The sequence below is a fragment of the Chryseobacterium sp. AG363 genome, from assembly GCF_003610675.1.
In the GTDB taxonomy this organism is placed as follows: domain Bacteria; phylum Bacteroidota; class Bacteroidia; order Flavobacteriales; family Weeksellaceae; genus Chryseobacterium; species Chryseobacterium cucumeris.
On the sequence record NZ_RAQF01000002.1, the window covers coordinates 1,680,162 to 1,704,945 of the forward strand.

The 24,784-nt window shown below is 35.1% G+C and carries 24 protein-coding genes and 1 pseudogene; 12 read left to right on the forward strand and 13 right to left on the reverse strand.

What is annotated here, in order from left to right; genetic code table 11:
- Position 1 precedes the first annotated feature (1 nt).
- The 4 genes from DEU39_RS07680 to DEU39_RS07695 form a co-directional block, all read right to left on the reverse strand.
- On the reverse strand, positions 2-1,840 hold the full coding sequence (locus tag DEU39_RS07680; protein WP_120231507.1) for an acyltransferase family protein: 1,839 nt from the start codon (positions 1,838-1,840) through the stop codon (positions 2-4).
- Between the two features lie 93 nt (positions 1,841-1,933).
- Positions 1,934-2,608 carry a hypothetical protein gene (locus DEU39_RS07685; protein ID WP_120231508.1) on the reverse strand — a complete coding sequence of 225 codons (675 nt, stop codon included), beginning with the start codon at positions 2,606-2,608 and terminating at the stop codon, positions 1,934-1,936.
- An 87-nt stretch (positions 2,609-2,695) separates the two neighbouring features.
- Entirely contained in the window at positions 2,696-3,115 is a 420-nt protein-coding gene (locus DEU39_RS07690) for a hypothetical protein (protein ID WP_120231509.1), read from the reverse strand.
- Between the two features lie 90 nt (positions 3,116-3,205).
- Positions 3,206-3,400 (reverse strand): hypothetical protein, encoded by a 195-nt coding sequence (locus DEU39_RS07695; RefSeq protein ID WP_120231510.1) that lies wholly within the window; start codon positions 3,398-3,400, stop codon positions 3,206-3,208.
- 497 nt (positions 3,401-3,897) lie between these two features.
- Here DEU39_RS07695 and DEU39_RS07700 point away from each other — a divergent pair, with 497 nt between their 5' ends.
- Entirely contained in the window at positions 3,898-4,236 is a 339-nt protein-coding gene (locus DEU39_RS07700) for a hypothetical protein (RefSeq protein ID WP_062675177.1), read from the forward strand.
- Between the two features lie 294 nt (positions 4,237-4,530).
- Here DEU39_RS07700 and DEU39_RS07705 read toward each other — a convergent pair whose 3' ends face one another.
- From DEU39_RS07705 to DEU39_RS07720, 4 genes are all read right to left on the reverse strand, one after another.
- Positions 4,531-6,102: a M28 family peptidase gene (locus DEU39_RS07705; RefSeq protein ID WP_120231511.1), complete on the reverse strand. Its 1,572-nt coding sequence runs from the start codon at positions 6,100-6,102 to the stop codon at positions 4,531-4,533.
- A 188-nt stretch (positions 6,103-6,290) separates the two neighbouring features.
- A complete protein-coding gene (locus DEU39_RS07710; protein WP_120231512.1) occupies positions 6,291-7,439 on the reverse strand; it encodes a carboxypeptidase-like regulatory domain-containing protein in 1,149 nt (382 codons plus the stop codon).
- Positions 7,440-7,656: 217 nt separating this feature from the next.
- Positions 7,657-7,833, reverse strand: coding sequence for a histone H1 (locus DEU39_RS07715; protein ID WP_002978882.1), 177 nt, complete (start codon positions 7,831-7,833; stop codon positions 7,657-7,659).
- 306 nt (positions 7,834-8,139) lie between these two features.
- A complete protein-coding gene (locus DEU39_RS07720) occupies positions 8,140-9,555 on the reverse strand; it encodes a PLP-dependent aminotransferase family protein (protein WP_120231513.1) in 1,416 nt (471 codons plus the stop codon).
- 117 nt (positions 9,556-9,672) lie between these two features.
- On the opposite strand from DEU39_RS07720, the gene DEU39_RS07725 reads away from it, so the two are divergent.
- The 3 genes from DEU39_RS07725 (at position 9,673) to DEU39_RS07735 (ending at position 12,566) form a co-directional block, all read left to right on the forward strand.
- A complete protein-coding gene (locus DEU39_RS07725; RefSeq protein WP_120231514.1) occupies positions 9,673-10,188 on the forward strand; it encodes a hypothetical protein in 516 nt (171 codons plus the stop codon).
- Between the two features lie 169 nt (positions 10,189-10,357).
- Positions 10,358-11,272 carry a helix-turn-helix domain-containing protein gene (locus DEU39_RS07730; RefSeq protein ID WP_062675181.1) on the forward strand — a complete coding sequence of 305 codons (915 nt, stop codon included), beginning with the start codon at positions 10,358-10,360 and terminating at the stop codon, positions 11,270-11,272.
- A gap of 88 nt (positions 11,273-11,360) precedes the next feature.
- Entirely contained in the window at positions 11,361-12,566 is a 1,206-nt protein-coding gene (locus tag DEU39_RS07735) for an MFS transporter (RefSeq protein ID WP_120231515.1), read from the forward strand.
- Between the two features lie 12 nt (positions 12,567-12,578).
- Here the strand turns inward: DEU39_RS07735 and DEU39_RS24675 are convergent.
- A pseudogene (locus tag DEU39_RS24675) lies at positions 12,579-12,668 on the reverse strand (DUF488 family protein); the annotation flags it as partial.
- 266 nt (positions 12,669-12,934) lie between these two features.
- On the opposite strand from DEU39_RS24675, the gene DEU39_RS07745 reads away from it, so the two are divergent.
- Positions 12,935-13,411: a MarR family winged helix-turn-helix transcriptional regulator gene (locus DEU39_RS07745; RefSeq protein ID WP_062675183.1), complete on the forward strand. Its 477-nt coding sequence runs from the start codon at positions 12,935-12,937 to the stop codon at positions 13,409-13,411.
- The gene (locus tag DEU39_RS07750) at positions 13,408-14,250 is read left to right on the forward strand and encodes a universal stress protein (RefSeq protein WP_120231516.1); all 843 of its coding nucleotides are present in this window, start codon (positions 13,408-13,410) and stop codon (positions 14,248-14,250) included. The genes DEU39_RS07745 and DEU39_RS07750 overlap by 4 nt, the downstream gene beginning before the upstream one ends.
- Before the next feature lie 29 nt (positions 14,251-14,279).
- Here the strand turns inward: DEU39_RS07750 and DEU39_RS07755 are convergent, their stop codons facing one another.
- Complete coding sequence (locus DEU39_RS07755) at positions 14,280-14,876, reverse strand: Crp/Fnr family transcriptional regulator (RefSeq protein ID WP_120232217.1); 597 nt, start codon at positions 14,874-14,876, stop codon at positions 14,280-14,282.
- Between the two features lie 110 nt (positions 14,877-14,986).
- Positions 14,987-15,343, reverse strand: coding sequence for a winged helix-turn-helix transcriptional regulator (locus tag DEU39_RS07760; protein ID WP_120231517.1), 357 nt, complete (start codon positions 15,341-15,343; stop codon positions 14,987-14,989).
- 118 nt (positions 15,344-15,461) lie between these two features.
- On the opposite strand from DEU39_RS07760, the gene DEU39_RS07765 reads away from it, so the two are divergent.
- Positions 15,462-16,064 (forward strand): FMN-dependent NADH-azoreductase, encoded by a 603-nt coding sequence (locus DEU39_RS07765; protein WP_120231518.1) that lies wholly within the window; start codon positions 15,462-15,464, stop codon positions 16,062-16,064.
- Positions 16,065-16,221: 157 nt separating this feature from the next.
- Positions 16,222-16,638, forward strand: coding sequence for a RidA family protein (locus DEU39_RS07770; protein ID WP_120231519.1), 417 nt, complete (start codon positions 16,222-16,224; stop codon positions 16,636-16,638).
- Here DEU39_RS07770 and DEU39_RS07775 read toward each other — a convergent pair.
- On the reverse strand, positions 16,635-17,951 hold the full coding sequence (locus DEU39_RS07775) for a M20 family metallopeptidase (protein ID WP_120231520.1): 1,317 nt from the start codon (positions 17,949-17,951) through the stop codon (positions 16,635-16,637). The two genes, DEU39_RS07770 and DEU39_RS07775, sit on opposite strands and share 4 nt — an antisense overlap.
- 449 nt (positions 17,952-18,400) lie before the next feature.
- Here DEU39_RS07775 and DEU39_RS07780 point away from each other — a divergent pair, with 449 nt between their 5' ends.
- Genes DEU39_RS07780 through DEU39_RS07795 form a run of 4 tightly spaced genes read left to right on the forward strand, consistent with a single transcriptional unit; the run spans position 18,401 to position 23,923 of the window.
- Positions 18,401-18,847: a hypothetical protein gene (locus tag DEU39_RS07780; protein WP_120231521.1), complete on the forward strand. Its 447-nt coding sequence runs from the start codon at positions 18,401-18,403 to the stop codon at positions 18,845-18,847.
- Entirely contained in the window at positions 18,844-20,919 is a 2,076-nt protein-coding gene (locus DEU39_RS07785) for a GMC oxidoreductase (RefSeq protein ID WP_120231522.1), read from the forward strand. Before DEU39_RS07780 ends, DEU39_RS07785 begins: the two co-directional genes overlap by 4 nt.
- A 4-nt stretch (positions 20,920-20,923) precedes the next feature.
- On the forward strand, positions 20,924-22,378 hold the full coding sequence (locus tag DEU39_RS07790) for a ferritin-like domain-containing protein (protein ID WP_147367567.1): 1,455 nt from the start codon (positions 20,924-20,926) through the stop codon (positions 22,376-22,378).
- Between the two features lie 18 nt (positions 22,379-22,396).
- Complete coding sequence (locus tag DEU39_RS07795; protein WP_120231524.1) at positions 22,397-23,923, forward strand: peroxidase, FMP-type; 1,527 nt, start codon at positions 22,397-22,399, stop codon at positions 23,921-23,923.
- 63 nt (positions 23,924-23,986) lie between these two features.
- On the opposite strand, the gene DEU39_RS07800 is transcribed toward DEU39_RS07795, so the two are convergent.
- Entirely contained in the window at positions 23,987-24,625 is a 639-nt protein-coding gene (locus tag DEU39_RS07800) for a TetR/AcrR family transcriptional regulator (protein ID WP_062675193.1), read from the reverse strand.
- Between the last annotated feature and the right edge of the window lie 159 nt (positions 24,626-24,784).

Consider the following 24,784-nt stretch of genomic DNA (forward strand, 5'->3'; position numbering starts at 1 on the left):
ATTAAAGATTAATTTTTTGCATTATTTTTTCTTTGTATTGTTCAGTTCCAAAAAAGGAGAAATGGTTTGAATCATAAATATATGGTGTATAATCAGAATCAATATTTTTAACTTTATAATTGAAGATATCTATATATTTTTTACCTAAAAACTTTTTGAGGGACTCATTATTTTTTTTGTCCATTTCAAAATATTTATTGTCGTATTTATAATTAACTCCATACTTCTCATTCATTGTTAAAACTGTTGCGTAATCTATTGAATATCTCTGGCTTTGTCCGATGTATAGGGTTGGAATATTATATTTTTTAAAATAATTTTCAATCTCTCTAATTTCTTTGAAAGATTGGAAGTCTAAATTGTAAGCACTGAAAAAGCTTGAAATAATTACCAAGTCAATGTTGTTGTGATTTTTTGGTAAATACTCGTTGTAAAAATAATTGAACAGTCTTGGAGGATTTTTAAAATTTGATTTAGAATTAATTATTGGAAATGTAGCATCTCCAGTAAATTGTATAAGGTTAAATTTTTGTTCCTTCGCAATATTATTAAGTGTTTTGGAAAATGCTCCTGCATGAGAATCACCCAAAAGAATTACATTATTCATTCCTTTTTTAGGGAAATCAATATCAAAGCTTTCGTACTTCATTTCATCACTCATGTGATGTTTACCAATGCTAAATTGTTTTTTGACATTTTCAGTATCCTTGTACTTTGAATTGTAGTATAATAAACTTGCTAACTTATCGTCAAAAAAATAATATAGAGGTAATTTAGCAAGTGCAAAGCAGCTTGAAAATAAAACTAATGTAAAGCTTAAAACAAATTTTAGTTTATTGTTATAATTCCTTTTTTCAATAATGTAATATGAGATAGTCGCTGTTAATACAGATAAAATCATAAATAAAACATTGTACTTAAGCCTTTCATTTGCATCAAAAAAAATCAACATAACATACAGTGGCCAATGCCATAAATATAGAGAATATGAGATATCTCCAAGAAACTTTGTAAGCTTATTGTTAAAGATATTTGATTCAACATTAAGAGTTAATATAATAGTCGTTAAAATAACAGGTAGTAAGGTAAAATATGAAGGCCAATTAAAAACGTTGTGATCAATAAAATAAACAAGAAACATTAAAATACCTATAGATAGATATACTATACTTTTTTTTATAAAACCACTGATCTTATCTAAGTCAATTTTTATGATAAACGCTAACCCTCCAAACATCATTTCCCATGCCCTAGTATAAGTGATAAAGAAAGAAAAAGTGTTGTTTGTATAATTGTGAAGTAACATTAATAAAAATGATAGAATTATAAATCCAATAAAAATCCATGTGAAATAGTTCTTTTTAGATTTATAAAAGCTTTTGAAGCACATTAATATTAAAGGATATATCATATAAAACTGCCATTCAACAGATAGTGACCAAGTATGTAAGAAGAAATTAAACTTTGAAAATTGATCGAAATATCCTGTGTTTATATAATAATAAATGTTAGAAAAGAACAAAGTACTGCTGTACGCATTATTGATAGTGTAAATGAACTGAGTGGGGATTAAAAAATATACTGCTATACATACAGACACTATCATGAACAGCATAGCAGGAAATATTCTCTCAACCCTTTTTTTGTAAAAATTAACAAGTTTAAAGTTATCATGTTCAAATCCGGACAAGATTATTCTAGTCATTAGATATCCTGATATGACAAAGAAGATATCAACTCCTATAAAACCGCCTTTAAAAGAATTATAACCAAAATGATAGAATAAAACAGCTAATACAGAGAATGCTCTTAGGAAAGAAATGTCATTGCGGAACTTCATAATTATGTTTTCACAAATTTAAGAATTAAAAGTAAGATAAAAAACACACTCAAATGAGTGTGTTTTTTACGCCCTTTAAATAGTCTTTAAATGTTATTTAAAACTGAGAGAAATTTCAGTTATATATTGGGATGCATAGCCACAATTTTTTTTACTTTTGGTTTCGCCGATTATGAATGAATTAATTACCGGGCTTGATTTTATTTTTAATGCTTTGTGCAAATAAATAAGTGAGGAGTCATCCTGGTGAACATTATGCAGAAAATCTGCCCTATTTGCATAAATTCCTGATAATATTTCCTTTTCGCTATGATTAGAAATCATCTTACCATAATAAATAGACTGCGCATTGTATTTCAAAGCTTTTACGTATAAACCAATAACATAATTCACCTGTCCATACTCCTGGTAAAGCTTTGCAGATAAATAAGCACTATTAATCTTTTTAATTTTCTTTTCAGCTTTCTGTAAATAATAAAAAGAATTTTTGTAATCACCTATAGTTCCATAAATATTAGCAATATTGATATAACCTAAAATCTCCCCTTTTAGATAATTCTGATTTTTGGAAATAGTAATATATTTTTCATTTAAAGAAATTAATTCTTTTTTCTGACCTCTTATTCTAAGATTCTCTGATTTAATTATTAATGCATTGTCTATTTGCCCTGGAGTATAATTTTGCGAATATAAGACAGTGAAAATAGACAGACAGGTAAATACCATCATTAAAAATTGAAATATTCTTTTTATACTCGCTCTGATCATATTGTATATTCAAATACTGTTCTGTCAATACTAGATTGAATTGATACGGAAATATTTCCCGTTATCATTCTTTTATTTTATGAAAAATTATTTTTTTGAATTTGGTTCTTGAATGATAATAATTGTGTTGGGAATAGTGATAAAACCATTTGGAGCACCTTCAAGCACTTTATAAGAATACACTGTATTCTGCTTATTTTCCTGAAGACTTACAGGAATAATTTTCACTTCCAAATTGGTTTTAGGGTAAATGAGAGCAAGTACATTTTCTTTTGAAAAATCAATAGGCGTTGGTTTCCCATCGGTACCCATTGTTGCTGCAGCTCTAAAAAGTCGTTCGAACTCCTCCTGTGAACTCATTATTTTTTCAGTAAAATCTTTATTATCATAGGTATTTTTAGCAAAATACTTCCTTGCTGATTTATAAGAAATATTTTTTTGCGTATTATTTACAGTACACGAAGAGATTAGTAGTGTACTTATTAAAATTATGATGATATTTTTCATTGTTTATTTGTTATATGTAAAAGCCCGTACTACTCACATATCAAAACTTTAGATAACATTATTCTGATCAACAAATTTGGATTTTGCTGTCTACGTGGTGGAGCCATTGGAATTAACTCCGAGTTTTACTCTTGCATTGGAAAAGGGATTAACCAGTATAGCTGGTTGTGTAGGAGCTCCTGCTATATCCAGAGTAATTCTAGCATCAGTAGTATTAATCCCGATTTGGGAATACGTATCAGGAGAATACAATACTAACAAGGTTAATACATTCTTTTTTTCCATACTATACTGCTTTTTGTTTCGTCGTAAAAGTATAAAATAAGCATTGCGATGTATTAAATAACACATACATCACAGATACAGCACAATGAAACATGCATGATTTCAAGTAAATACCTTTGAATTATTTTAGGAATTAATTAGCTTATACTGGTGATAGATTTTGGTCTGTTTTTGCCATTTAAAAAAAGATGTATAAATGATGTATATAAAATTTTGCAATATTTAGAATAGAAATATACATTTACATTAAAACACAAATGTTATACACTTTTTATTGTTGAGTTAATATTAAGACCAAATACTAGAGTCGTAAGCAGCATTAAAGAATAAAGCTATTGTAAAGCTGAAAAGCAGTTTACTTTATTATTTTCAAATATTGAAGGCATTCTTATGATTGGTTGAGACACCCTCTTTAATTAATTTATGAACTCTAGTATTTATTTGTATTCAAAAAACAGCTTACTAAAAAAAGGACTATAAATTGATAAATCTACATCATGAATCATCACAAACAATCGCCCTCAATGACGCCTGATTACAAAAGAATTTACAGTGATCTTGTTGACATGAAATATCCGGAAAAAAAGCAGGAATGCGCAAAAATTTTATCGAAGAAGAATCTGTCAGCGTTTGATGTAATAGAAATTAACAGCATCATATTTAACTATAGCCAAAACATTAAGGCTAATCAGTCACACCGCTCTTACAATAAGGAAACCATCTATAAAATTCTTGAATATCAAAAAAAGAATTATCTTAATAATACGCAATTGGCTCTACATTTTAAGCTGAGTCGCAATACCGTTGCAAAATGGAAAAATTTATTTAATATTTAATCAATTCGCATCCTCTATACATTTATTATGAAATCCATTTCTGATTAAAACAATATACTTCTTATAGCCCGTTTAAAGTATATCTCATATTAAAGATAACAAAATCTTATCACTATTAGGTTTAGGTTATGAGAAACATTCTATTTCTTAGAAAATTCATAATAAAAAAACCGTTATTGGCTAACAACAGATATTATTTAACTATAAAATAAATGTTTTAGCTAATAACGGTCAAAAAAGAATAGTATATCAGAATATCACATCTATTCTTTTCGTGTTTTCAAATAAAGAAAACTATTTATAATCTTTAGAGCTTCTTCTAGGCTCTTTTACTTCCGGCCATTTTACAGTCTCTCCTTTTTCATCCTGAGGCATTACTCTTTTTTCTCGGTTGCTGAATTCAGGGTCTTCGGATGCCATATAAGCTAATGCCGCAGTTAAAATCACATTATTTTTGACCTCATCAAAAACGATCTTGTCATAAGTATCTTTCGTTGTATGCCAGGTATATCCAAAATAGCCCCAGTTCAGAGAACCTAAAGAAATTCCTGGTACTCCTGCTGCCACGAACGAAGCATGATCAGAACCTCCTCCGCCAGGCATACCCGGAAAGTCAGTTTTAATATGACTTCTTACTGCTTTTGGAACGCCATCAAGCCATCTTCCTACGTAATCATAGGCCTTTACAAATCCCTGCCCGCTGATATTGACAACGCGCCCTGTTCCATTATCCTGATTAAAAGCAGCCTGTACCCCTTTAATAATCTGCGGATTATCCATTACAAAGCCTCTCGAACCGTTTAATCCCTGTTCCTCACTTCCCCAAAGTCCGATGACAATAGTTCTTTTATTATTCGGATAATATTTTTTTAGAATTCTCATGGTTTCCAGCATGGTGATTGTGCCGGTTCCATTATCTGTAGCTCCCTGAGCTCCGTCCCATGAGTCAAGGTGAGCTGAAAGAATCACATATTCATCAGGCTTTTCCTTTCCTTTGATCATTCCGATTGTATTAAAGCTTTTGGCTTCAGGAAGCACTTTTGACTGAGCATCAATTTTGATTTTAGGCTGAGTCCCTTTTTCCGCCATTCTATAAAGCATTCCATAGTCTTCCACGTCGATATCAATCATTGGAATTCTGGTTGTTTTCGCTCCAAAGATCCTGTTAGCTCCCATAATACCGGTCCAGTTTGAAATAACAATACCTGCCGCCCCTGCTTTTTCCAATGCCTCCGGCAGCGTGTTATTATCATAACCTATGTTCTTTATAAAAGCGGTAAAATCTTTGGTAGCCTGTTCTTTTTCAGCTTTAAGTTTTTCATACAATTCAGGAGTGGCAAATTCTTTAATCTGCTCATCAGAGCGTCCTATTTTCTGATATTGTGCCATCAATACAATTTTCCCTTTCACAGAAGGAAGCCATTGATCAAATTCAGCTTTAGAAGATACTTTTGGAAGGATAATCACTTCCGCCTCAATTGCTTTTTTAGTAGCCGGACTCCATGCCAGCTGCGTTGCGGAAAGGGATTTTATGCGCGGATATGTCATATCAACATGAGTCGTCCCTCTTTGCCATCCTTTCCAGGTTCCGAATTGTTGAAGATTGGCATCTACTCCCCAGGAACGAAGTTTATTGGCACTCCATTCATTTGCGGCCAGCATTTCGGGAGTTCCTACAAGGCGAGGTCCGATCCCATCCAGCAGTTCAGAGGCCAGATTTTCCAGCTGGGAATTATTATTTACTTCATCTACAAAACTTTTTACGATAGGGCTAAGCCTTTCTTTTGAGTCAACCTTTACCTGAGCCCATGAAAACTGAGCGGCCAGCATTACCGCAGGCACTGCAAAAAATCTATTTATCCTCATACTATTTATTGATTGGTTTAAAGATAAAAGAAATTAGGGAGATAGTGAAGGATTAAGCCTAAAAAAGAGGTTTTTTAATTATATAATCAATGTTTTCGTTCAAAAGAAATAATAAAATTCCGAAAGAAGCTATAATTAATAAAAAAGACCATCAATATGACAGTCTTATGGCCTTTAGAGATGACACTTTATTTTTCATTGAGAAACGCCTGTTCCTCCTTGGAAAGGATTGTTGTTCCAGCTTTTTCTTCTTTTACAGGAACATTACTCCAGATACTGATATTAAAATCAACCTTCGGATTAAGTCCTTTCTTATCAGTTTTGGTAAAAGTAGTAAAGATAATTTCACGACTGAATTTCCTTACATGGGTCTCATCTTTATAAAAAACGGTAAAACCATCTCCTTCCAACTTCGTCAATGCAGGTACATAGACACCGTCTTTCTTATAAAAATCAAAAATCAGCGTGGCATCCCCAAGTTTGTACTGAAATTCTCTTCCATCTGTGGTCATTTTCTTCATGGTAGGAAAATCTGTCTGAAAATAATGCGTTTCAAAATAAGTAATCACTTTGTCTGCTTTATTATATTTAAATTCCCCGTTCATCTGAATTCCCCTTCCCGACTCTATTTTAAAGGTAATCAACTGTTCATCACCTTCCTCAAAAATCAACCTTCCGTTATATTTACAGTCCTTCATTCTTAAATGCTGGAGTGTTCTGTAAAGTTCATAATTCAGGAAAAGGTTTCCTAGGTATTCATGAGAAAACTCATTGGTTTTTCCCGTGAAAACACTATCAGTATTTACTTTCTTCAGATATTTAACGTTATTCAGCTGCATCTGGAGGATTTCATCATAGTTTTTACGAAAACCATCTTTAAAATTATATTGGTTATTTTTACTCCAGAACTTCGCTTCTGCAATGACCAGAAAGTAGAGTTTATTGTTATCAAAACCTTTTTCCTTGTATACAACGTCATAAAGAGAAGGATCATCATAATATTTTTTATGGTAATTTTTATTGATGTCTTCAAATATTTTCTTAATGTCTACATTGATGATTTTGATCTCATCGATATTTTTATAGATAGGTTTAAGTTTTACCTGAGCGTTAAAGGCTTGTATTTTCTCTTTTTGAAAACCCGAAGCAGAAACTTCAAAATTAACAGCATCTGGATTTACTGGAGCAAAACCATCTTCATTGGTATAAATGATTTGATCCTGAAGGATAATTCTTGCATTGGGAATAGGATTTCCATTTTCGGAATCAACTACTCTTAATTTCTGTGCAGAAAAAAAACCGAAAAAGAAAATGAATAGAAGATAAAAAGGCTTCATGGTTATTTGTTATATTAGTTTTAATTAATACCACAAATATAAACCTGGAAGCGTATAGAAGAATAGAAATTTAATACACTTTAATACTATTTAACACTAACTATTTAAATTCAGCAAAACACATTCTAAAACTGGGAATTTTTAACATATTTCACGCTAAAACAGTTATTGTATTCGGAAATAAAAAAACCGGCTTCAAAAGCCGGCTAAAGGTGAATTATTTCTTTGCTTCTTCTACAGAAACTTTTCTGAATTCTTTGAACAATTTGCTAAGTTCCAAAGCTGCTTTACGAGCTCTTGTACCAGCTGCCTTGTTTCCTTTTTCCGCTTGTTGGTTTGCCTCAGTTGTGAACGCTTCAAATTCTGCGTTGATTTTTTCAATTAGTTCTTTCATTTATTTAAAAATTTAGGCTGCAAATATAGGTTTTATGGTGATTCCAGCCTAATTGTGTCGAAAAAAAATAATGGATTTAATCATTTTTTCTGAGTCTTTCCTAAATTCAATTTAATTTTTAAAATAAAATCAAATTATTGTAGAAAATCAGCCATATAGTTGGGTATTATATACAGCCAACGTAAAATTTTAAATAAACCACTCAAAATCAATAAGAATCAAAAAAACAATAAATAAGATTTTCTTAAAAAAGCTTATTGACTAAGCCATTTGATTTCCTTATCATAGTTAATTATTTTTAATGGTTTAAGACTGCAGTTCTTTCGCTCTCCTACCTGCATTTTTTAATAAAACAATGCTTTCAGAAGTAATTCTTTCGGCAAAAACAATCCTGAAATGATCATGGTATCTGTCAGTGAACGAAAAGGTATTTCCGGGAGTAAACAAAATCTGATGCTCTTCACAATACTGATAGAATCTTTTCATATCCGTATTCTCAGGAAGCTTTCCCCAAATACTGTAACCACCTCTCGGTCTGTGAAAATAAGAACCTTCAGGAAAGGACTTTCTTAAAATATCCAATACCTGAACAGCCTGCTTATTGAGTTTTTTCCGGAATACCCGAAGGTGTCTTTCATAACTGTTTCCCTGTAGCAGCTTTAGAACCAGTTCCTGATAAATGGGAGAAACCGAACGCCCTAAAGCAAATCTTACTCTTTCGGATTTTGCATAAAAACTTCCGGCATGCAACCAGCCTAAACGAATTCCTGGAGCTAACGTCTTTGAAAAGGATGAATACGTCATCACAATTCCCTTTTTATCAAAGCTTTTTATACTTTGCGGTCTTTGTTCTTCAAAATAAAGATCGGAATACATATCATTCTCAATAATACAGAACTGATGAATTTCTGCTATACTCAGAATTTCTTTTTTAGTTTCATCATTCATTATAACACCTGTGGGATTGTGAAAATTGGGAGTAGTGACAAGAGCGCTGATTTTATTTTCCTTACAGATTTTTTGAAAATATTCAACATCAAAGCCTGTTTTATAATGCACAGGAATCTCAATGACTTTCAGTTCGAGATGAGCAAGGACTTCCAATACAGAAAACACACATGGACTCTCAACAGCCACTACATCGCGTGCTTTTGTAACCGATTTCAAAGCAATTGTAAGGGCCTGCAGAGCGCCATCAGTGATAATTATTTCGTCTGGATTTAATATACAGCCATAAGTTCCCATTTGTTTTGCAATATATTTCCTTAATGGCTCCAATCCGTTTGAAGGATAATACCTGAGCAATGATGCTCCTTTCTCCCGAATGACTTCCTGCATTGTTCTGAGAATAAGCTTTTGCGGAATCAGAAGATCTCCGGGCACTGCCGTGTTAAAAGAGCTGAATTCTGAAGTTCTTTTGGAAGTAAGTATCATATTTTTCATAAATACTTCATCCCTCACCACTGCCGGAAGTTGAGTCTTTATTTCCGGAATATTCTCCTCCTGAATTCCTGTGACAAAATAGCCAGACCGTGGATGGCTTCTGATCAATCCTTTAATCATAAGGTATTCAAATCCACTTTGCACAGAGCTTGTACTCAGTTTGTATTTTTCTTTGATATCACGAACGGAGGGAAGTCTGTCATTTTCCTGTAAAATTCCACTGTAGATCTGCTTCTCTATTTCAGCCGTAAAAATTTCGTACTTATAAGATTTCATCATAACACAACAACTGTACTGAACAAATTTACTAAAATACCTTTCTGTACCGATGATATTTTAGTGAACTGTATCCTTTTTGAATAGATTAATCTTATAATTTTGAATAAAAAAAATTCTATGGATATCATTTCAAAATTTACAGTGGGTTCTGAAGAGGGAATTTCTGATCTTATAACCATTATCGATTCTTCCGTTTATACATTGTACAAAGAGTTTGTAAGTGAGGAAGACATCAAAAAATATATTCAGCACGAAATTGATCCGAGAAAAATGATCAATGACCTGAACAATCTTTCCAATCAACTGATTATGACCTATGCTGACCAGAAGCCAATCGGATACAGCATTATAAAAAGTGGTTCTTTACACCCAGGAGTCCCTGAAGGGAAAAGAGCTACAGAAATCAGCTTTGTAATTCTATCAGAGTTTGATTCTCCGGAAACAAGACAGTCTCTTTGGAAGAAATGCAGATCCGCAGTGAGTTTCACAGATATCATCTGGATCAATATGCTTGATCATGATCCGCTTGCAGCATTTTTAAAAGAATCCGGATTTGTGGCAGCAAGCAGTTCAAAGGCCGGACCTTTTCAACTTCCTTCTCATATTTTAGAAATGGAAATTAATAAAAGTTGATTTAATTATTTTCGCCCACAGATTTGCACAGATAGTTTATAATAAATAGTTTGTTACCTTAGTATTGATACTATTGAGCAAAGCTATAATTACTATTTCTATTATCTCATTTAAAATTATTTTAAGCAAACAATAGTTTACTTATCTTTGATTTTTATAATTTTTACCTATGAGTGATCAGCTGGAAACGATAGAAGATTATTACAGACGCATCCGTAAAGATCAGATTAAAATATTTGATTCTGAGGATTTTGAAACCGGAAAATCCCACTTCAATATCTCTATGCGGAGATACTGTAGTTTCAAAAGTCCTTACAACCGTCGTGATTATTATAAAATAAGCTTTATCATTGGAAAAGGCACTATTCATTATGGTGCGCATCAACTGTATATAGATGGTCCTGCTTTATTTTTCCCTTCTCCCAGTATTCCGTATTCATGGGAGTGTGAAAGCGATGTACAGGAAGGATATTTTTGTTTGTTCAACCAGGAGTTTTTTAATGGAAATTCAGAATTTAACCTGTTTAAAAAAACATCAATGTTCAAGGAATGGAGCAAGCCTGTTATTTTCCTGACAGAAGAACAAGCTCAGCTGGCTACTCTTTATTTTGATCAGATTTACAGAATGAACAATTCTCCCTATCCTTTCCGTTGCAGCAGCATTAAAAGCAATCTAGCCTCTGTAATGCATTTGGCGCTGGAAAACCGCGTGGAAGACATCAATCCCCATGAACTTCCTGCAAATGTTCGTTTATACAAGTTATTCGATGAGTTGCTCAACAAACAGTTTCCTTTGGACTCTCCTGCTTATCCACTGGCATTAAAAACACCTTCTGATTTTGCCGAGCATCTGAATGTGCATGTCAATCATCTGAATTCCTCGGTGAAATCTGTAACGAACCTTACTACAACACAGATTATTAAAGAAAAGATGTTTGAAGAATCTAAAAACCTGCTGAAGTATACCAATTGGGATATTGCCCAGATAGGCTATACTTTAGGGTTTGACCAGCCTGCTCATTTTAATAATTTTTTTAAAAAGTATGCCCGCACTTCACCCTTAAAGTTTAAGAATTTATCTTAATATTTGATTTTTGTAATTTTTACTTTGTCTTTTAAAATCCGGTTTTGTATTTCTTGACTTATTTTTGCAATGTAAAAAATGAATGAATATGTTGAGAGAAGCATCTGAGCAAAGAATCAGATTAATTACCATTATGGCTTTCGTGTCTATCCCGCTTTCAGGGTTTGTCACTGATATTTATTTACCATCGTTCCCTTCTATGGCCAAAGAAATGATGGTTTCGGAAAAAGATATTCAAATTACCCTGACTTCATATCTGTTGAGCTACGGAATTTCCCAATTGTTTGTAGGAGGAATTCTTGATAGCATTGGTCGTTACCGTCCCAAATTAATAGCATTATTCCTGTTGATTCTGACCAGTATTTTAATTACGATGACAAACAGTATTTTACTGATCTGTCTGCTTCGTATTCTTCAGGGAGCTGCGGTTTCAGTACTTGTTGTGGCAACGCGTGCTATTTTTGTGGATATTTACGATGCGGAAAGGGTAAAACATTATTTGAGTTATTTTACTATTGTCTGGTCTTGTGGTCCTATTCTGGCGCCTTTCCTTGGTGGATATCTTGAGAAAATCTTTAACTGGCATGCTAATTTCTATTTTCTGGCAGCTTATGCCGGATTTTTGTTTCTTTTTGAGTGGTTTTTTAGCGGAGAGAGCCTTCCCCAAAAAAAGAAGCTGGATCTTTCAGAGAATATAAGTCTTTACAAAATGATGCTTAAGAACAGAATTTTCATGCTGGGTATTTTCATTTTGGGGCTCAGCTACTCTATCGTAATGTTATTTAATATTACCGGACCATTTATTATTGAAAACACTTTTCATTTTACACCGGTAGTCATTGGATACTGTACGTTAATCTTAGGATTTTCGTGGATGATTGGAGGTTTTATAGGAAAACGCAGGCTGACTCTTGATTTTAAACCAAGAATATTGCAACCTATCCTTCTTCAGCTGATTCTGATTGCAGGGTTGATCACTACCAGCTATTTTGCAGAAAGCCTTTTTATTATGATTCCATTTGCCTTTTTTATTCATATATGTTCCGGAATTTTATTTACCTCCTTTTTTACGACAAGTATGCTTTACTTTCCGAAAAATGCAGGTACTGCCGGTGGATTGATGGGCGGATTGGTGTATGTGATCACTTCTGTAACAAGTTTTATCATCTCGGTAAGCGGAACTGTAACGGATCAAAAAGGGCTTTCATGGCGTTATCTGATTATTGCATGTTTCCTCTTGGGGATCATTCTTATTATGCACAAGGCCGTTAAAAAAGAAAAAGCAGAGAACTAGTCTCTGTTTTTTTTATATCTGTTGTATACTTTCAAGGTATTTTTTCAAAATAATCGCATGACAATGCTCATCGTCTTTAGCAGCATATAGCAAGGTAATTTTTTCATGTTGTTTTAGGAAATCATTCTCAAGATTACTTTCATGAAGTCTTAATCCTGTTGACGGAGTAAGATTTTTAAATTAACACCTTTTACTACATTTAAGAGTGCAAAACCTGTTCCTGTAGATTCACGTTTCCTTTGTTTACAATGTAATATTTCATAATTAATTAGTTTCAATTAAAACTAATTTTTCGTATATTTGTTATAATAAGTCATGCTAAAAACCCTTTGGAAAGGCGCTTTAGCCTCCTATATCATTATAAAAGGATGTCCGTAAAACAGAATAACATATCAGAACTTGCTTTGGAACTTGGCCTTGCCATGAGTGAAATGAAAAGCCGTCTTCGACAGAAAATTCAGACCATTATTAATGAATATGATTCGGATTTGTCTTTTGAACTGATTGAAATCCTCGGCTTGCTATCACGAAATTGTGGTATCAACCAGCAGGAAATAGGAAACAAAGTAAGCAAAGACAAGTCAAGTATTACTTATCTTATCAACAGTCTTGTCAAACGAAATCTTGTTGAACGGATAGCTGATAGAAATGACCGCAGAAATAAACAGATCTTTTTAACTCCAAAAGGTAAACAGATTGTAGAAACTGTTTATCCCTGGGCATTGGATCTTTATAAAAAGGCAGCTGATGACATTCAGGAAGAAGAAATCATCAAAGCTCTGCTTTTGGTAAAAAAAATGACCGCAAACCTGGAAGAATCAGGACCAAAACATCATACAATATGAGAACAATCCTTGTACCTCTTGATTTTACATCAACTACGGAAAATGCAGTAAGAATTGCAGCAGATTGGGCAAAAGCCTACGAATATCAAAATATTATCCTGCTCAAAACCGCAGGAGAATCTGAATTTGATTATCTGCATATCGCAGAAGGGCATTCATTTGTGAATGAAGAAAGTGTGAATAATCTCTTGCAAAGGACAGAATTGCTATTCGCTCAGCTGATGAAAATTGTCGCTGAAAAATCAGCAGAAATAAAGGTTTCCAAGGTATTGAGTGACTGGACATTAACCAGAAGTATTAATGAGCTTTTAAAAAATGAGCCGTCTGTAGAACTGATTATTCTGGGAAGTGATGATCAGACTTCTACCACTGAGAGTTTTGTTTCGGAGCATATTATTAGTATTGCCAGAACAAGCCCTGTAAAAACACTAATTGTACCGCACAGCTATCATTATACTCCTGTTAAGAATATATTTATTCCTTGTGATATCAAGGGTATTAAAAGATTGGAAAGACTGTTTAATCACAAATCTGTTATTCACAAACAAGATGTTCGTCTTTCATTTTTAAATATCAATAGCCGCGAAAAAGAGGACGAAAGCCAGAAAAAGGAACTGGAAGATTATATCCGCGAACATTTAACAGAGATTCCAAGCAGCATTCATTATTCTCATGATGAAAATATTATCAGGGGTATCCTGAACTTTGCAGCATCCGATAAAGCAGACCTTATTATAGCACTGCCCGGTAAACACAGCTTTTTGTACTATCTGGCAAGCAGAAGTATTTCCGAGGGAATTTACCAGAATACCCATCAGCCTGTTTTAATTTTAAAATAATAAGCTAACGGAAAGTGAATAACGGAAAGTTAATAATAAATTTTAGTACTTTCAATTTTAACCATTTTCTGCTCTTCCATTTTCTTGACATACCGGATCACCGTCTCCACCCGAAGACCGGTTAAGGTTGCGATTTGCTGTCTGGTATAGGGAACCAGAAATGAATAAGGTTCTTGAAATCCGAAATATTTTTTAATATGATCAAACAGCTTCATCAGCTTTACGATAGGATCTGAAATGGCCAGAAAACTTGAAATCATAAACCTGAAATGCATTCTGTCAGCCATATATTTATTAATCTCAAGTATTAATTCGGGCTTTTCCAGCAGTATTTCGAGAACTTTGGTTTTGGAAATTTTAATAATTTCACAATGGGTCACAGCAATGGCATTAATGGCATAATGATGATCAGTAAATAAATAGCTTTCACCAATGCAATGCCCGTCAAAGGGGAACCCATGAACAAATTCTTTTCCGTCTTCCAAAAACGTATTCAGTTTCACGGTGCCTTGTCTGATCTGGAAATAATATTTCGCTGCAGTACCTTCCTGAAAAACAGCATCTCCTGCTTCATAATTTTCCAGAGTGGCTTCGTGAGAAAATAATAAATCTTCGCTTATGACCATCTTGTTACTAATTTGAGCAAAAATACTTAAAGTGCAAGCAATGCTACAACTTATCAAATACCACAAAAACACAGTATTTCTAATTTCAACACCACTCTTCTACCCACTTATCAGGCTGTAATTTTCTTTTTATGTTTTGCGCCCCAATCTGCCAGTGCTGCAATCACATCTTTCAATGACTCGCTGTATTCCGTGGGAACATATTCTACCAACACCGGCTTCTGGTCTGTGATAACGGTTCTTTCAACCAAATGATTAACCTCCAGTTTTTTTAATTCACTGGATAATACTCTTGCTGAAATGCCACTGATGGTTCTTTGGAGTTCATTGAAGCGTGTATGTCCACCCAGAATAGCAATCATCACCCGGATGGTCCATCTACCTCCCAGAACATACAAAGCATCCTCTGTAGCAGACAGATGATTACTGCATTGCGGCTTTGAATACACTATTTTTTCTTCTTCCATTGTTTCTGTTTTCACTGATTACTAACCTAAATGTTATCACTAACCTTTTGGTAACTACTATCTTTTTATTAGTAAATATAGATAATTTTGAAACATCAATTTTAAAAAAAATAAAAAAATGAAACGAGTACTTCATATTACTTCAAGCCCAAGAAGCGAGTCATCCATCAGTAAAAAGCTGGGAAATGCTGTTGTAGAAAAAATTACGGACAAATATCCTGACCGTGTTTTAAAGAAACGTGATTTGGCCAATCCTCTTTTTCCTCATTTAGAAGAAACGCATATCAATGCATTTTTCACTCCAGCTGAAAACCGTACTTCTGAGCAGTTGGAAACAGTAAAACTTTCGGATACCGTCATTGATGAATTGCTTGAGGCTGATATTATCATTATTGAAGCTCCTCTATACAACTTCAGTATTACTTCAACATTGAAATCATGGCTCGATCATATCGCCAGAGCAGGAAAAACATTCAGCTATAGTGAAAATGGTCCTGAAGGTCTTGTAAAAAATAAGAAAGTATATCTTGCTTTTTCGAGTGGAGGAGTGTATTCTGAGGGGGAAAGACAGGCCTATGATTTTGTAGTTCCTTACTTAGAAAAAACTCTTGGGTTTATGGGAATGACGGACATTTCTGTTGTCCGTGCAGAAGGGCTTTCTGTTCCGGTTATTCAGGATACCGCTCTGCAGAAAGGAATTGAAAGTATTGTTGTAGAGTAAAAATTAAAAATGCTGTTCAGAGGAACAGCATTTTTTGTATTGGAATCTCATGATCAATGCAAGCGATATTTACAGAATTAAAAGAATATTTTTCTCAACATATGTAAAGACTTTTCCGATTTTTTTCTCTCACTTTTACTTTATTAAATGAAAGATTATGGAAAATAATAAACAACCGAAACTGATTAATCCTACCGGGCTATTTAATCCCGGTCCTTATGGTTTTTCTCACAGTATTTCTGTGGAATCTCCTTCCAGAATGTGTTTTATATCCGGACAGAGCGGCGGTGTAGGTGAAAATCATGTATTGGCAGCCGACTTCAAAACTCAGGTTCAGGATGCTTTAAAAAATTTACAGATCGTTTTACAGAGCCATTCAATGAAATTTGAAAATGTTATTAAAATCACCTTGCTTATTGTGGACCACAATCAGGAAAAACTTGAGATATGGGCAGAGGAAGCTAAAAAGACATGGACGTCTTCATGGCTGCCAACCAGTACTCTTATTCCTGTAAGTCAACTGGCTTTACCCGGAATGTTGTTTGAGATTGATGCCATTGCAGTGAAAAATTAGTTTCTGTTAAGACGCTCAACGATTAAGGATGCAAAACTTTTAACTCCCGTTCTGATACTTTCTTCATCCACCTGAAAATTGGGAGAATGATTCATGGCGATCACGCCTTTTTCAAAATTGGAACCACCCAGGAAGAAATATACTCCTGGGATTTTTTCTTGAAAATAAGAAAAATCATCATTAAAAAACGGAACCTGACCATAATCCGGAGCAACTGCATTTTTGCCATACAGATTCCGAAGTATTTCTGTTGATGAACGGGTCAGTTTTTCATCATTAACAACAGTTGGATTTCCCTGGACAAATGAAACGGAAAGAAGATGATCTTTATATCCGCTGTCTTGAATAATTTTTTGAACGGTAGGAATTATTTTGTCCAAATTAAAGGAATTCGTCTCATACAGGTAAGTTTCAAGAAAAGACTCGTTATTTTTGGAATAACTATTGAATTTTCCGTCTGTGAACAGATAATCTTTAAAAATGGTATCAGGATTTGTCAGTCCTGTTTTAGGATCTACGATAGATTGTAATTCCCAGGGTTTGCCTCCGTTGGAAGTCCGGAATAATGAATTGCTGATCTTTTTTCCCAGGCCGTTGAGCTCGTCTTCTGATAATCCGTTTTTTAGCTGAATTCTTATTTTTTTCTGATAAGCAAACATTTCATTGGCCTTCACCATAATTTGCCCGACTGGTGTAGCAGTCACATGCAACCCGTAGATTTCATCAGGATTTATTCTGGAAAGTAATCCATTATGAAGCATTTCTTTTGCTCCTTTGAAAGTTTCCTCTTCGGGCTGGAATATAAAATAGACGGTTCCTTTTAATGATTGCTTATTTTTTGCAAGAACCTCAGCAATTCCTAATCCAATCGCCATATGGATATCATGACCACAACCATGCTGAATTCCTTTTATTGTTGATTTGAAAGTTTCAGGATCGGGATAATCATTCGGAAGGGCATCCATATCGGATCTCCAGGCAATTTTTCTACCTTTTTTATCTCCTTTCAGAGTTCCTACAACACTATGTCCGTACGTATCTGTTTGAACTTCCATTCCAAGATCCAGGAGATATTTTTTAATTTTTTCCTGAGTTTGATTCTCCTTCCCTGCCAACTCCGGGTTTTCATGAAAATCCCGTCTGATATTCACCAACTTATTGAATATCTTATCTGTTTCCTTTTGAATAGACTGATGAACTGTTTGTTCATTCAAATTTTTGAAAAGAATAGCTTCTTCTTTTTTGGTATTAAATCCTTGTGCGGGCAAAACAGAGGAAGCAAAGCATAATAAAGTTACGGTAATTTTTTTCATGGCCAGTGATAATTGGGTAAAAAGTTCAATTATACAGATTAGACATTTGCCGTTTCACTTTCGTTACATTCTGATCATCAATTTATTATTGTTTTTTAGAATATTGACTTTACCAACAGTGAAATCTAATTCTCTATTCAATACCACATTATTTAAAATAATTCTAAACTATGTGAAAACAAAACCTCTTGAAACAGCTTAATAGAAAGGATTTTTTACAAAAAAGTAAATTTAAATAAGCACAAATTACGTAGAAATACTGAATCTCATCTGCTGAGTTCTGATTAATTTCGAATAAACAAAATTGATAACTATGGATCGCTTGAAATACATTCAATCATTTCTGAAAAAGAGGTGCTACCTGAAGAATCCTGCAACTGTAGATCGATCGGCATGATAACCTCCATTTAAAAGGAGATGAAGATATCTAACCCCAAATTTTTCACGAAATGAATATTATTAACAAAATTCTCAACGTCGACGATTATTATTTCGACGTGTTTATGTCTATCTCGGAAGCACTTGCCGGATTTACGGTAAACGAACTACAATCAACAGGGCTTGCAGAAACGTATTACACTTATGTTTTAAAAAGCCTGGAAGCAGCAACATTCGTAGAATTCCTTACCGTTTCTAAAAATATCCTTGAAAGTTCTTCCGGTGAAGAGGAATTAAAAAAGGCCATTCAATCTGAAATTATCAGCAACCCGGGAATGAATGACATTGCCGGACAAGTAATCACTATGTGGTATCTGGGAACCTGGGAAGGAGCCTATATCAATGATCTCTCTTATAAGGAAGGGCTTGTATGGAATCTGATGCACTCCCATCCTCCGGGAGCCAAGCAGCCGGGATATAAATCATGGAATATTAAACCTGTAAACAGCAACTCATGAGCCAGACTACCAACAAAAAAGATGTGATCATTGTAGGAACAGGGATCGCAGGATCATTGATCGCAAAGCTATTGTCCGATCATGTATTTGACATAACCAAAGGAAAAATGATCCATCGTGCAGATGCCGGAAAATCCGATAACATCAGGGAAATATCAATCCTAATGTATGAGGCAGGACTGGAAGCAGGTATTGAACTGGATTCCGTATCCTCAATGACCACTTATAATGAATATATCCGTACTTTTTACAGAGAAGAAGCCAAAGTTCCCAACTCTCCTTATCCTAACTTAAAGCAGGCTCCTTCTCCCAACGTTCTGGATATGGAACACATTGTTCAGCCTTATCCAGATAAAAAAGGATATCTTGTACAATTTGGACCAATGCCCTTTGCTAGTGATGCGATAAGAGTAGGTGGAGGAACAACCCTTCACTGGCTGGGAACTACACCCAGAATGCTTCCCAACGATTTTAAACTTACCGAAAAATATGGTATCAAGATTCCAAAACCAGATTCTGATGAGAAAACCCCTGTCGACTGGCCGATAAGTTATGAAGAATTAAGGCCTTATTATGAGATGGCTGAGTTTGAAATCGGGGTTTCCGGGGATGTTTCAAGACAGGAGTATCCAATTACAGAGAAGACGCAAGAATATTATGGAGACTATGTATTTCCGATGGAAGAAATTCCTCAGAGTTATATGGATCATAAGATTATTGAGGGACTTAAAGGGACAAGTGTAAAGCTGAGTTCCGGAGAGATTCCTTTAATGATGGTGCCTTCTCCACAGGGAAGAAATTCTATTCCGAATCCAAAATACGGGAAAACAAAGATCATCAAAGCTGAGTCAAAAGATTCCGGATATCAACTGGTTTTAGACAGCTCTGAAAAAGAAGAATACAAAGCGCTTGGTTCTGTTTGGAATCCTTATATGGGAGAACGTTGTGAAGGGAATGCTTCCTGTGTTCCGATCTGCCCTGTTCAGGCGAAGTATAATGCTTTAAAAACATTGAAAAAAGCTTTATATAAACTTAATGACAACGAAAATCTTAAGCGTAATCCATACATGCAGATCCAGGCGCAGAGTGTGGTTTACAGGTTAAGCATAGACCAAAATGATAAAGATAAAATCTCCAAGGTTCATTTAAGAAGATACACTTCAAAAGAGAAAACAGATTTTGTTGAAGAATCCATTGATACTTCAGATGCCATCGTGATTCTGGCTGCTAATGCTTTTGAAAATCCAAAAATTCTACTGAACTCCAAATATACGGTTAACAATGTTGTTAAAACGGCGGCCAACAGCAGTGATCAGGTGGGAAGAAACCTAATGGATCACATGGTAATGCTTACCTGGGGACTTTTCCCTGAACCGGTTTATCCTTACAGAGGCCCTGGTTCTACCACAAACATTTCGTCTTTCCGTGACGGAGGCTTCAGAGGTGAATTCTCAGCATGGATTTCTCCGCTTGATAATTGGGGATGGGGATGGCCGGCATTTTCTCCAGGCTCAGATGTAGCCTACTTTATCGAAAAGAATCTTTTTGGGGCAGAATTAAGAAAAGAGCTTACCGACAGACTTTCAAAACAGGTTTTATTCCATTTTGAAATAGAACAGTTACCCAATCCCAATAACAGAGTTACCATTAACGATCAATATCTGGATGTAATGGGAATTCCCCGTCCTGTTATTCATTATGAACTGACAGAGTATGAAATGAAAGCGATGGAGCAGGCAAAAAAAGCTTCCGATCAAATGTTTAACAAATTAAACATTAAGGATTTCACAAAATATACTGCAGAAGACAAGAATTCTGTGGTGTACAATGGAGAAAGATATTCTTATAATGGAGCCGGCCACATCGTAGGAACTCACAGAATGGGTTCTAAAGCGGAAGATTCTGTAACCAACAGCTATTGCAAAGCCTGGGATCACCCGAACTTATACATCGTAGGAGCAGGAAATATGACGACTCTGGGAACTTCAAACCCTACTTTAACCTTATCAGCATTCACGATCCGTTCAGTAGAATCTATTCTGGCTGATCTTGAAATTCAACTTAAAAAATAACACCATGAGACAAAGACTTATCAATAAAACAGCACAACCCCAGGAAACGTTATTAACCGAAGGAAGAATGGCAGCGAGAAGCGCCGTTGTTACTGAAGCCGTTTCATTACCTTCTCTATTATTTGATTCAACACTTAGCAAAGAAGATTGGATAGAAGGGTTAAAACATCACAGTAAAACCTTAACGAATCTTTTGCTTAATGATCAGATCAAAGATTTCAATGCTTATCTGGAATCTGAGTTGGGTTCTGGAGTTTCAGAATTAAAAAGAGGGATAACAGAAATTGATTATAAACCGGTTTTACAAGACCTATTGCAAACGGCCATTCTTATCGAACACTCTACAATTCCTCCTTACCTTACGGCTTTGTATTCGATCAAGGATGGGACTAATGCTCTGGCTTCACAAATTATCAGAAGTGTTGCTGTAGAAGAGATGCTTCACCTGATTATGGTTTGTAATGTTCTGAATGCAATTGACATCCAGCCTTCTGTCAACAAACAGGAAAACTATCCTACTTATCCGATGAAATTACCGATGAACGTTGATTTCTATGTAGGACTGGAAACATTCTCAAGCAACAGCATTGCCACATTTATTGCGATTGAAAGTCCAAGCCAACCTTTGGTAAAAGCTCCGAAATATGATCACGAAGCGGATACTTCTGCATTATATTCTCAAAGAACTGCCGTACAGGAAAACAACTTCTGGACGCTTGAAAACATGAAGGGTTTCATCATGGAAAATGTACACACCATTGGTGAATATTATGATGTCTTATTCTTCTATATAGTTATTTTCCAAATCATTGCTTATTTCAAAGATCATGGAAAACTTCCGACAAATTTTGAGGAATTAAATACCGGAGGAATTTTCACCGGAAATCCGGCAAAACAGATCCGTCCGGAACAATATTACGGAAGTGGAGGAAAATTACATTCTGTAGAGTCTTTGGACGGAGTAATTGCTGTTTTCCAGGAAATCAAAGGGCAAGGTGAAGGTGCTGATGATTCTATTTTTGATGTTGACCCCTCCCAGTTTGAAGAAGGAGTAGAACTGGCACATTATTTCAGATTCAAAGAAGTTTTCCATGAGCATTTCTATCTGGGAGGAAACTATGAGCCTTTCATGGATGAAAACGGAATGATGCCTGTAACAACTCCACCCACAGGAAAAGACCTTCCTGTAGACTGGAATGAAGCCTATCCTATGAAACCTAATCCGAAGTTGGAAGACTATGTAAAAAATAAAGAATTACATGCACAGGCTGTTGAGTTTAATAAAACCTACAGACGTTTATTAGATGCCATTCAAAGTGCTGTGGAAGGAAATCAGAGAGAACTGGAAAAATCTATTATGTATATGTATGCCCTGAAAGAGCAGGCTGTTAATCTGATGAAACAACCGTTGGATGCGCAGACTAACGCCGGGCCAACATTTGAATACATCAACCTATAACCATAAAAACGATATATCATGCTTAAAAGAAAAAAAGAAAGTCCGGAAGCGGGAGGAGAACAGTTATTCCGCAAAATGCCGGGTCAGAAGGAAGTTAATCTGGCTGAAGTAATGGATGGATATTCTAAACTTCTTATTGATGATCCGGTAAGACCATTCAGAGAAGACAAGCTGCAGGCCATTGAAAACAATGTAGATTATGGAATTCTGGCTGCACTGGAGGGTACCTGGGTAAGCTATAATGTCAATTACAATAAAGATGTTCCAAAACCATCATTAGCAAGCGGAGTACATACTACCATTATGCCTTCCCCCGGAACCAATCCAGGAACGATACCTGGAAAATTTGCTTTTACCTGTGAAGAATATATTGAGAAACTGACATTTTCCATCGTTCCCGGAGGAGTACGCAACCGCGGCGGTGCCAGTGAACTTTTCTGCGGAGCAGTTAAATATGAACAAAGCATTAAAAGTGTTAATGCTGTCCCAGGACCAGAGGCCCTGAAATATACACCTATCCACGAAGAAAATGGAATGTACCTATGGCTGAGTGATGTCTATAATCATGCAGCAACGAAAGAATCTATTGAAAGAGACCGTGGTATTCATGCCATTTCAACAGAGGATGCTAAATATGGATATACCGGCGAATACAGAGATGAGCCTTTGTTAAGGATAACACCAGACGGAGAAGCCAATCCACAATATATTCTTCAAAGCCAGTTGCAACCGGGACAACCTTATTATGAGATTATTCCGGCACAGGAAATAAAGCCGGGAGCTGGGCTTGACGGTCCTTATTTTATCCCGGACTACTCTATCTCCCGAAGCGGAGTAATTCCTCATGGCAGCACTATTACTTTGCTTGGAGATATCATCCCTCAAAATAAAGATAAAAAAACGTATTATTTAATTGAAGGTTCTCCCCAATTCCCTTACGGTAAAGAGGCCTGGGAAACCAATCATCTTTCAATTTCACGTACAATGGGTAATGCAGGAGTAACTCCCCAGGAAATCATTGATCTTGATCAACCAGCGCCTGAGTGGGTTCATCAAACTCTAGACGATAAGAATGATGAGGGTTCAAACAAAATTTATACCCAGAGGATACTGGCTGATGATTTATATCCTTACTCTGTGCGCCCTGATTTGAGATTAAGAGATACGCTAAGAGGTCAACACGTCAGCAATTATGTTCATGTAAGAATGTCTTCCAAAATGAAAACCGGAGCACAGGGAGGAGTTTTAAATGTTCCTTTTGTCAACCGTTTCGTCCCGACTGTTGAAGTAGATATGGACATGTGGATTGAAACAGTAATTGAAGATGGAAAAGAAATTCTTCAGCTTCAATATGAACAAATTGTATTCTTTGAATTTGATTTCGGGAACGACGGAGGTACTACAAGCTGGCCTCACATTCAGGTTAATACCCTTCGTAAGATACAGGACATTCCTGAGGATCAGAGAAAGGTTATTGAAGAACAGTTTTATAATACCAACGGAAATTCTGATACAGCCTCAGGATGCCCTTATCATAAAGGATAGATTACAGTATCATAAAAAAAGGGACAATAATTTGCCCCTTTTTTTATGTTATTTACAATAGATTTATAGATTATCATGGGTCTGTTCTACCATGAAAGATATTGCCTTTTTGATTTTTTCCCGTCCTTCAGGTGTATTGGTATCTATACCACAGAAAAGGCTGCCATTCAGAGATGCAAACATATTAAGGTAGTACAGTCCTGAAACCATGATGGCCATAATAGAACGGTAGGTATCCATTTTATCTTTGAAACGTGATTCCATTAATAATTTGAAGATATATTCTCCATTTTCTTCCTGAGTATCAATCAGTTTTTTTAATGATTTTCGGGGCTCAGAAATAGTCCACAACAATAGTTTTTGAGCTTCTTTATTGGCGTATACGTAATCAAACTGTGAAAGAAGCATATGCTCTATAAATTCTCTGCCTCCATCTTCAAGATTCGGTTTCATCTTTTCCACTTCCTCGCTGGTTACTTTTACCCAGAAGTCCTGTGTACGAACATATTCGTCCATGAGGCCATCCATCCCGCCAAAATAGGTATAGATCATTTTCTTATCTACCCCGGCAGTTGCAGCGATATCATTAATCTTCAATCCTGCATATCCCTTCGTTTTCAGTATTTTTCCTACGGCATCCAAAAACTTTTTCTTGCTGCGTTCCTTATTCCTAATACTACCTGATGCTGACTTTCTTTCCATGACTAAACATTCAATATACAAGTTTAAGGATTTTTTTTATCATTTTAGACACCAACAAGTGTCTAATTTAATCTATTTGTATATATTTGCAAAAACTAAAACCATTCTATATACAAAACACTATTGAAGTTGAAAAATTAAAAACTATTCAGATTGTAT

What these genes read in the sequence shown, in the direction of transcription:
- DEU39_RS07735 (WP_120231515.1), top strand. Translation starts at nt 11,361, where the DNA reads ATGTTGAGAGAAGCATCTGAGCAAAGAATCAGATTAATTACCATTATG.
- DEU39_RS07685 (WP_120231508.1), bottom strand. Translation starts at nt 2,608, where the DNA reads ATGATCAGAGCGAGTATAAAAAGAATATTTCAATTTTTAATGATGGTA.
- DEU39_RS07775 (WP_120231520.1), bottom strand. Translation starts at nt 17,951, where the DNA reads ATGAAAAAAATTACCGTAACTTTATTATGCTTTGCTTCCTCTGTTTTG.
- DEU39_RS07695 (WP_120231510.1), bottom strand. Translation starts at nt 3,400, where the DNA reads ATGGAAAAAAAGAATGTATTAACCTTGTTAGTATTGTATTCTCCTGAT.
- DEU39_RS07700 (WP_062675177.1), top strand. Translation starts at nt 3,898, where the DNA reads ATGAATCATCACAAACAATCGCCCTCAATGACGCCTGATTACAAAAGA.
- DEU39_RS07770 (WP_120231519.1), top strand. Translation starts at nt 16,222, where the DNA reads ATGGAAAATAATAAACAACCGAAACTGATTAATCCTACCGGGCTATTT.
- DEU39_RS07730 (WP_062675181.1), top strand. Translation starts at nt 10,358, where the DNA reads ATGAGTGATCAGCTGGAAACGATAGAAGATTATTACAGACGCATCCGT.
- DEU39_RS07750 (WP_120231516.1), top strand. Translation starts at nt 13,408, where the DNA reads ATGAGAACAATCCTTGTACCTCTTGATTTTACATCAACTACGGAAAAT.
- DEU39_RS07800 (WP_062675193.1), bottom strand. Translation starts at nt 24,625, where the DNA reads ATGGAAAGAAAGTCAGCATCAGGTAGTATTAGGAATAAGGAACGCAGC.
- DEU39_RS07790 (WP_147367567.1), top strand. Translation starts at nt 20,924, where the DNA reads ATGAGACAAAGACTTATCAATAAAACAGCACAACCCCAGGAAACGTTA.
- DEU39_RS07755 (WP_120232217.1), bottom strand. Translation starts at nt 14,876, where the DNA reads ATGGTCATAAGCGAAGATTTATTATTTTCTCACGAAGCCACTCTGGAA.
- DEU39_RS07715 (WP_002978882.1), bottom strand. Translation starts at nt 7,833, where the DNA reads ATGAAAGAACTAATTGAAAAAATCAACGCAGAATTTGAAGCGTTCACA.
- DEU39_RS07725 (WP_120231514.1), top strand. Translation starts at nt 9,673, where the DNA reads ATGGATATCATTTCAAAATTTACAGTGGGTTCTGAAGAGGGAATTTCT.
- DEU39_RS07785 (WP_120231522.1), top strand. Translation starts at nt 18,844, where the DNA reads ATGAGCCAGACTACCAACAAAAAAGATGTGATCATTGTAGGAACAGGG.
- DEU39_RS07765 (WP_120231518.1), top strand. Translation starts at nt 15,462, where the DNA reads ATGAAACGAGTACTTCATATTACTTCAAGCCCAAGAAGCGAGTCATCC.
- DEU39_RS07680 (WP_120231507.1), bottom strand. Translation starts at nt 1,840, where the DNA reads ATGAAGTTCCGCAATGACATTTCTTTCCTAAGAGCATTCTCTGTATTA.
- DEU39_RS07745 (WP_062675183.1), top strand. Translation starts at nt 12,935, where the DNA reads ATGTCCGTAAAACAGAATAACATATCAGAACTTGCTTTGGAACTTGGC.
- DEU39_RS07795 (WP_120231524.1), top strand. Translation starts at nt 22,397, where the DNA reads ATGCTTAAAAGAAAAAAAGAAAGTCCGGAAGCGGGAGGAGAACAGTTA.
- DEU39_RS07710 (WP_120231512.1), bottom strand. Translation starts at nt 7,439, where the DNA reads ATGAAGCCTTTTTATCTTCTATTCATTTTCTTTTTCGGTTTTTTTTCT.
- DEU39_RS07780 (WP_120231521.1), top strand. Translation starts at nt 18,401, where the DNA reads ATGAATATTATTAACAAAATTCTCAACGTCGACGATTATTATTTCGAC.
- DEU39_RS07760 (WP_120231517.1), bottom strand. Translation starts at nt 15,343, where the DNA reads ATGGAAGAAGAAAAAATAGTGTATTCAAAGCCGCAATGCAGTAATCAT.
- DEU39_RS07705 (WP_120231511.1), bottom strand. Translation starts at nt 6,102, where the DNA reads ATGAGGATAAATAGATTTTTTGCAGTGCCTGCGGTAATGCTGGCCGCT.
- DEU39_RS07690 (WP_120231509.1), bottom strand. Translation starts at nt 3,115, where the DNA reads ATGAAAAATATCATCATAATTTTAATAAGTACACTACTAATCTCTTCG.
- DEU39_RS07720 (WP_120231513.1), bottom strand. Translation starts at nt 9,555, where the DNA reads ATGATGAAATCTTATAAGTACGAAATTTTTACGGCTGAAATAGAGAAG.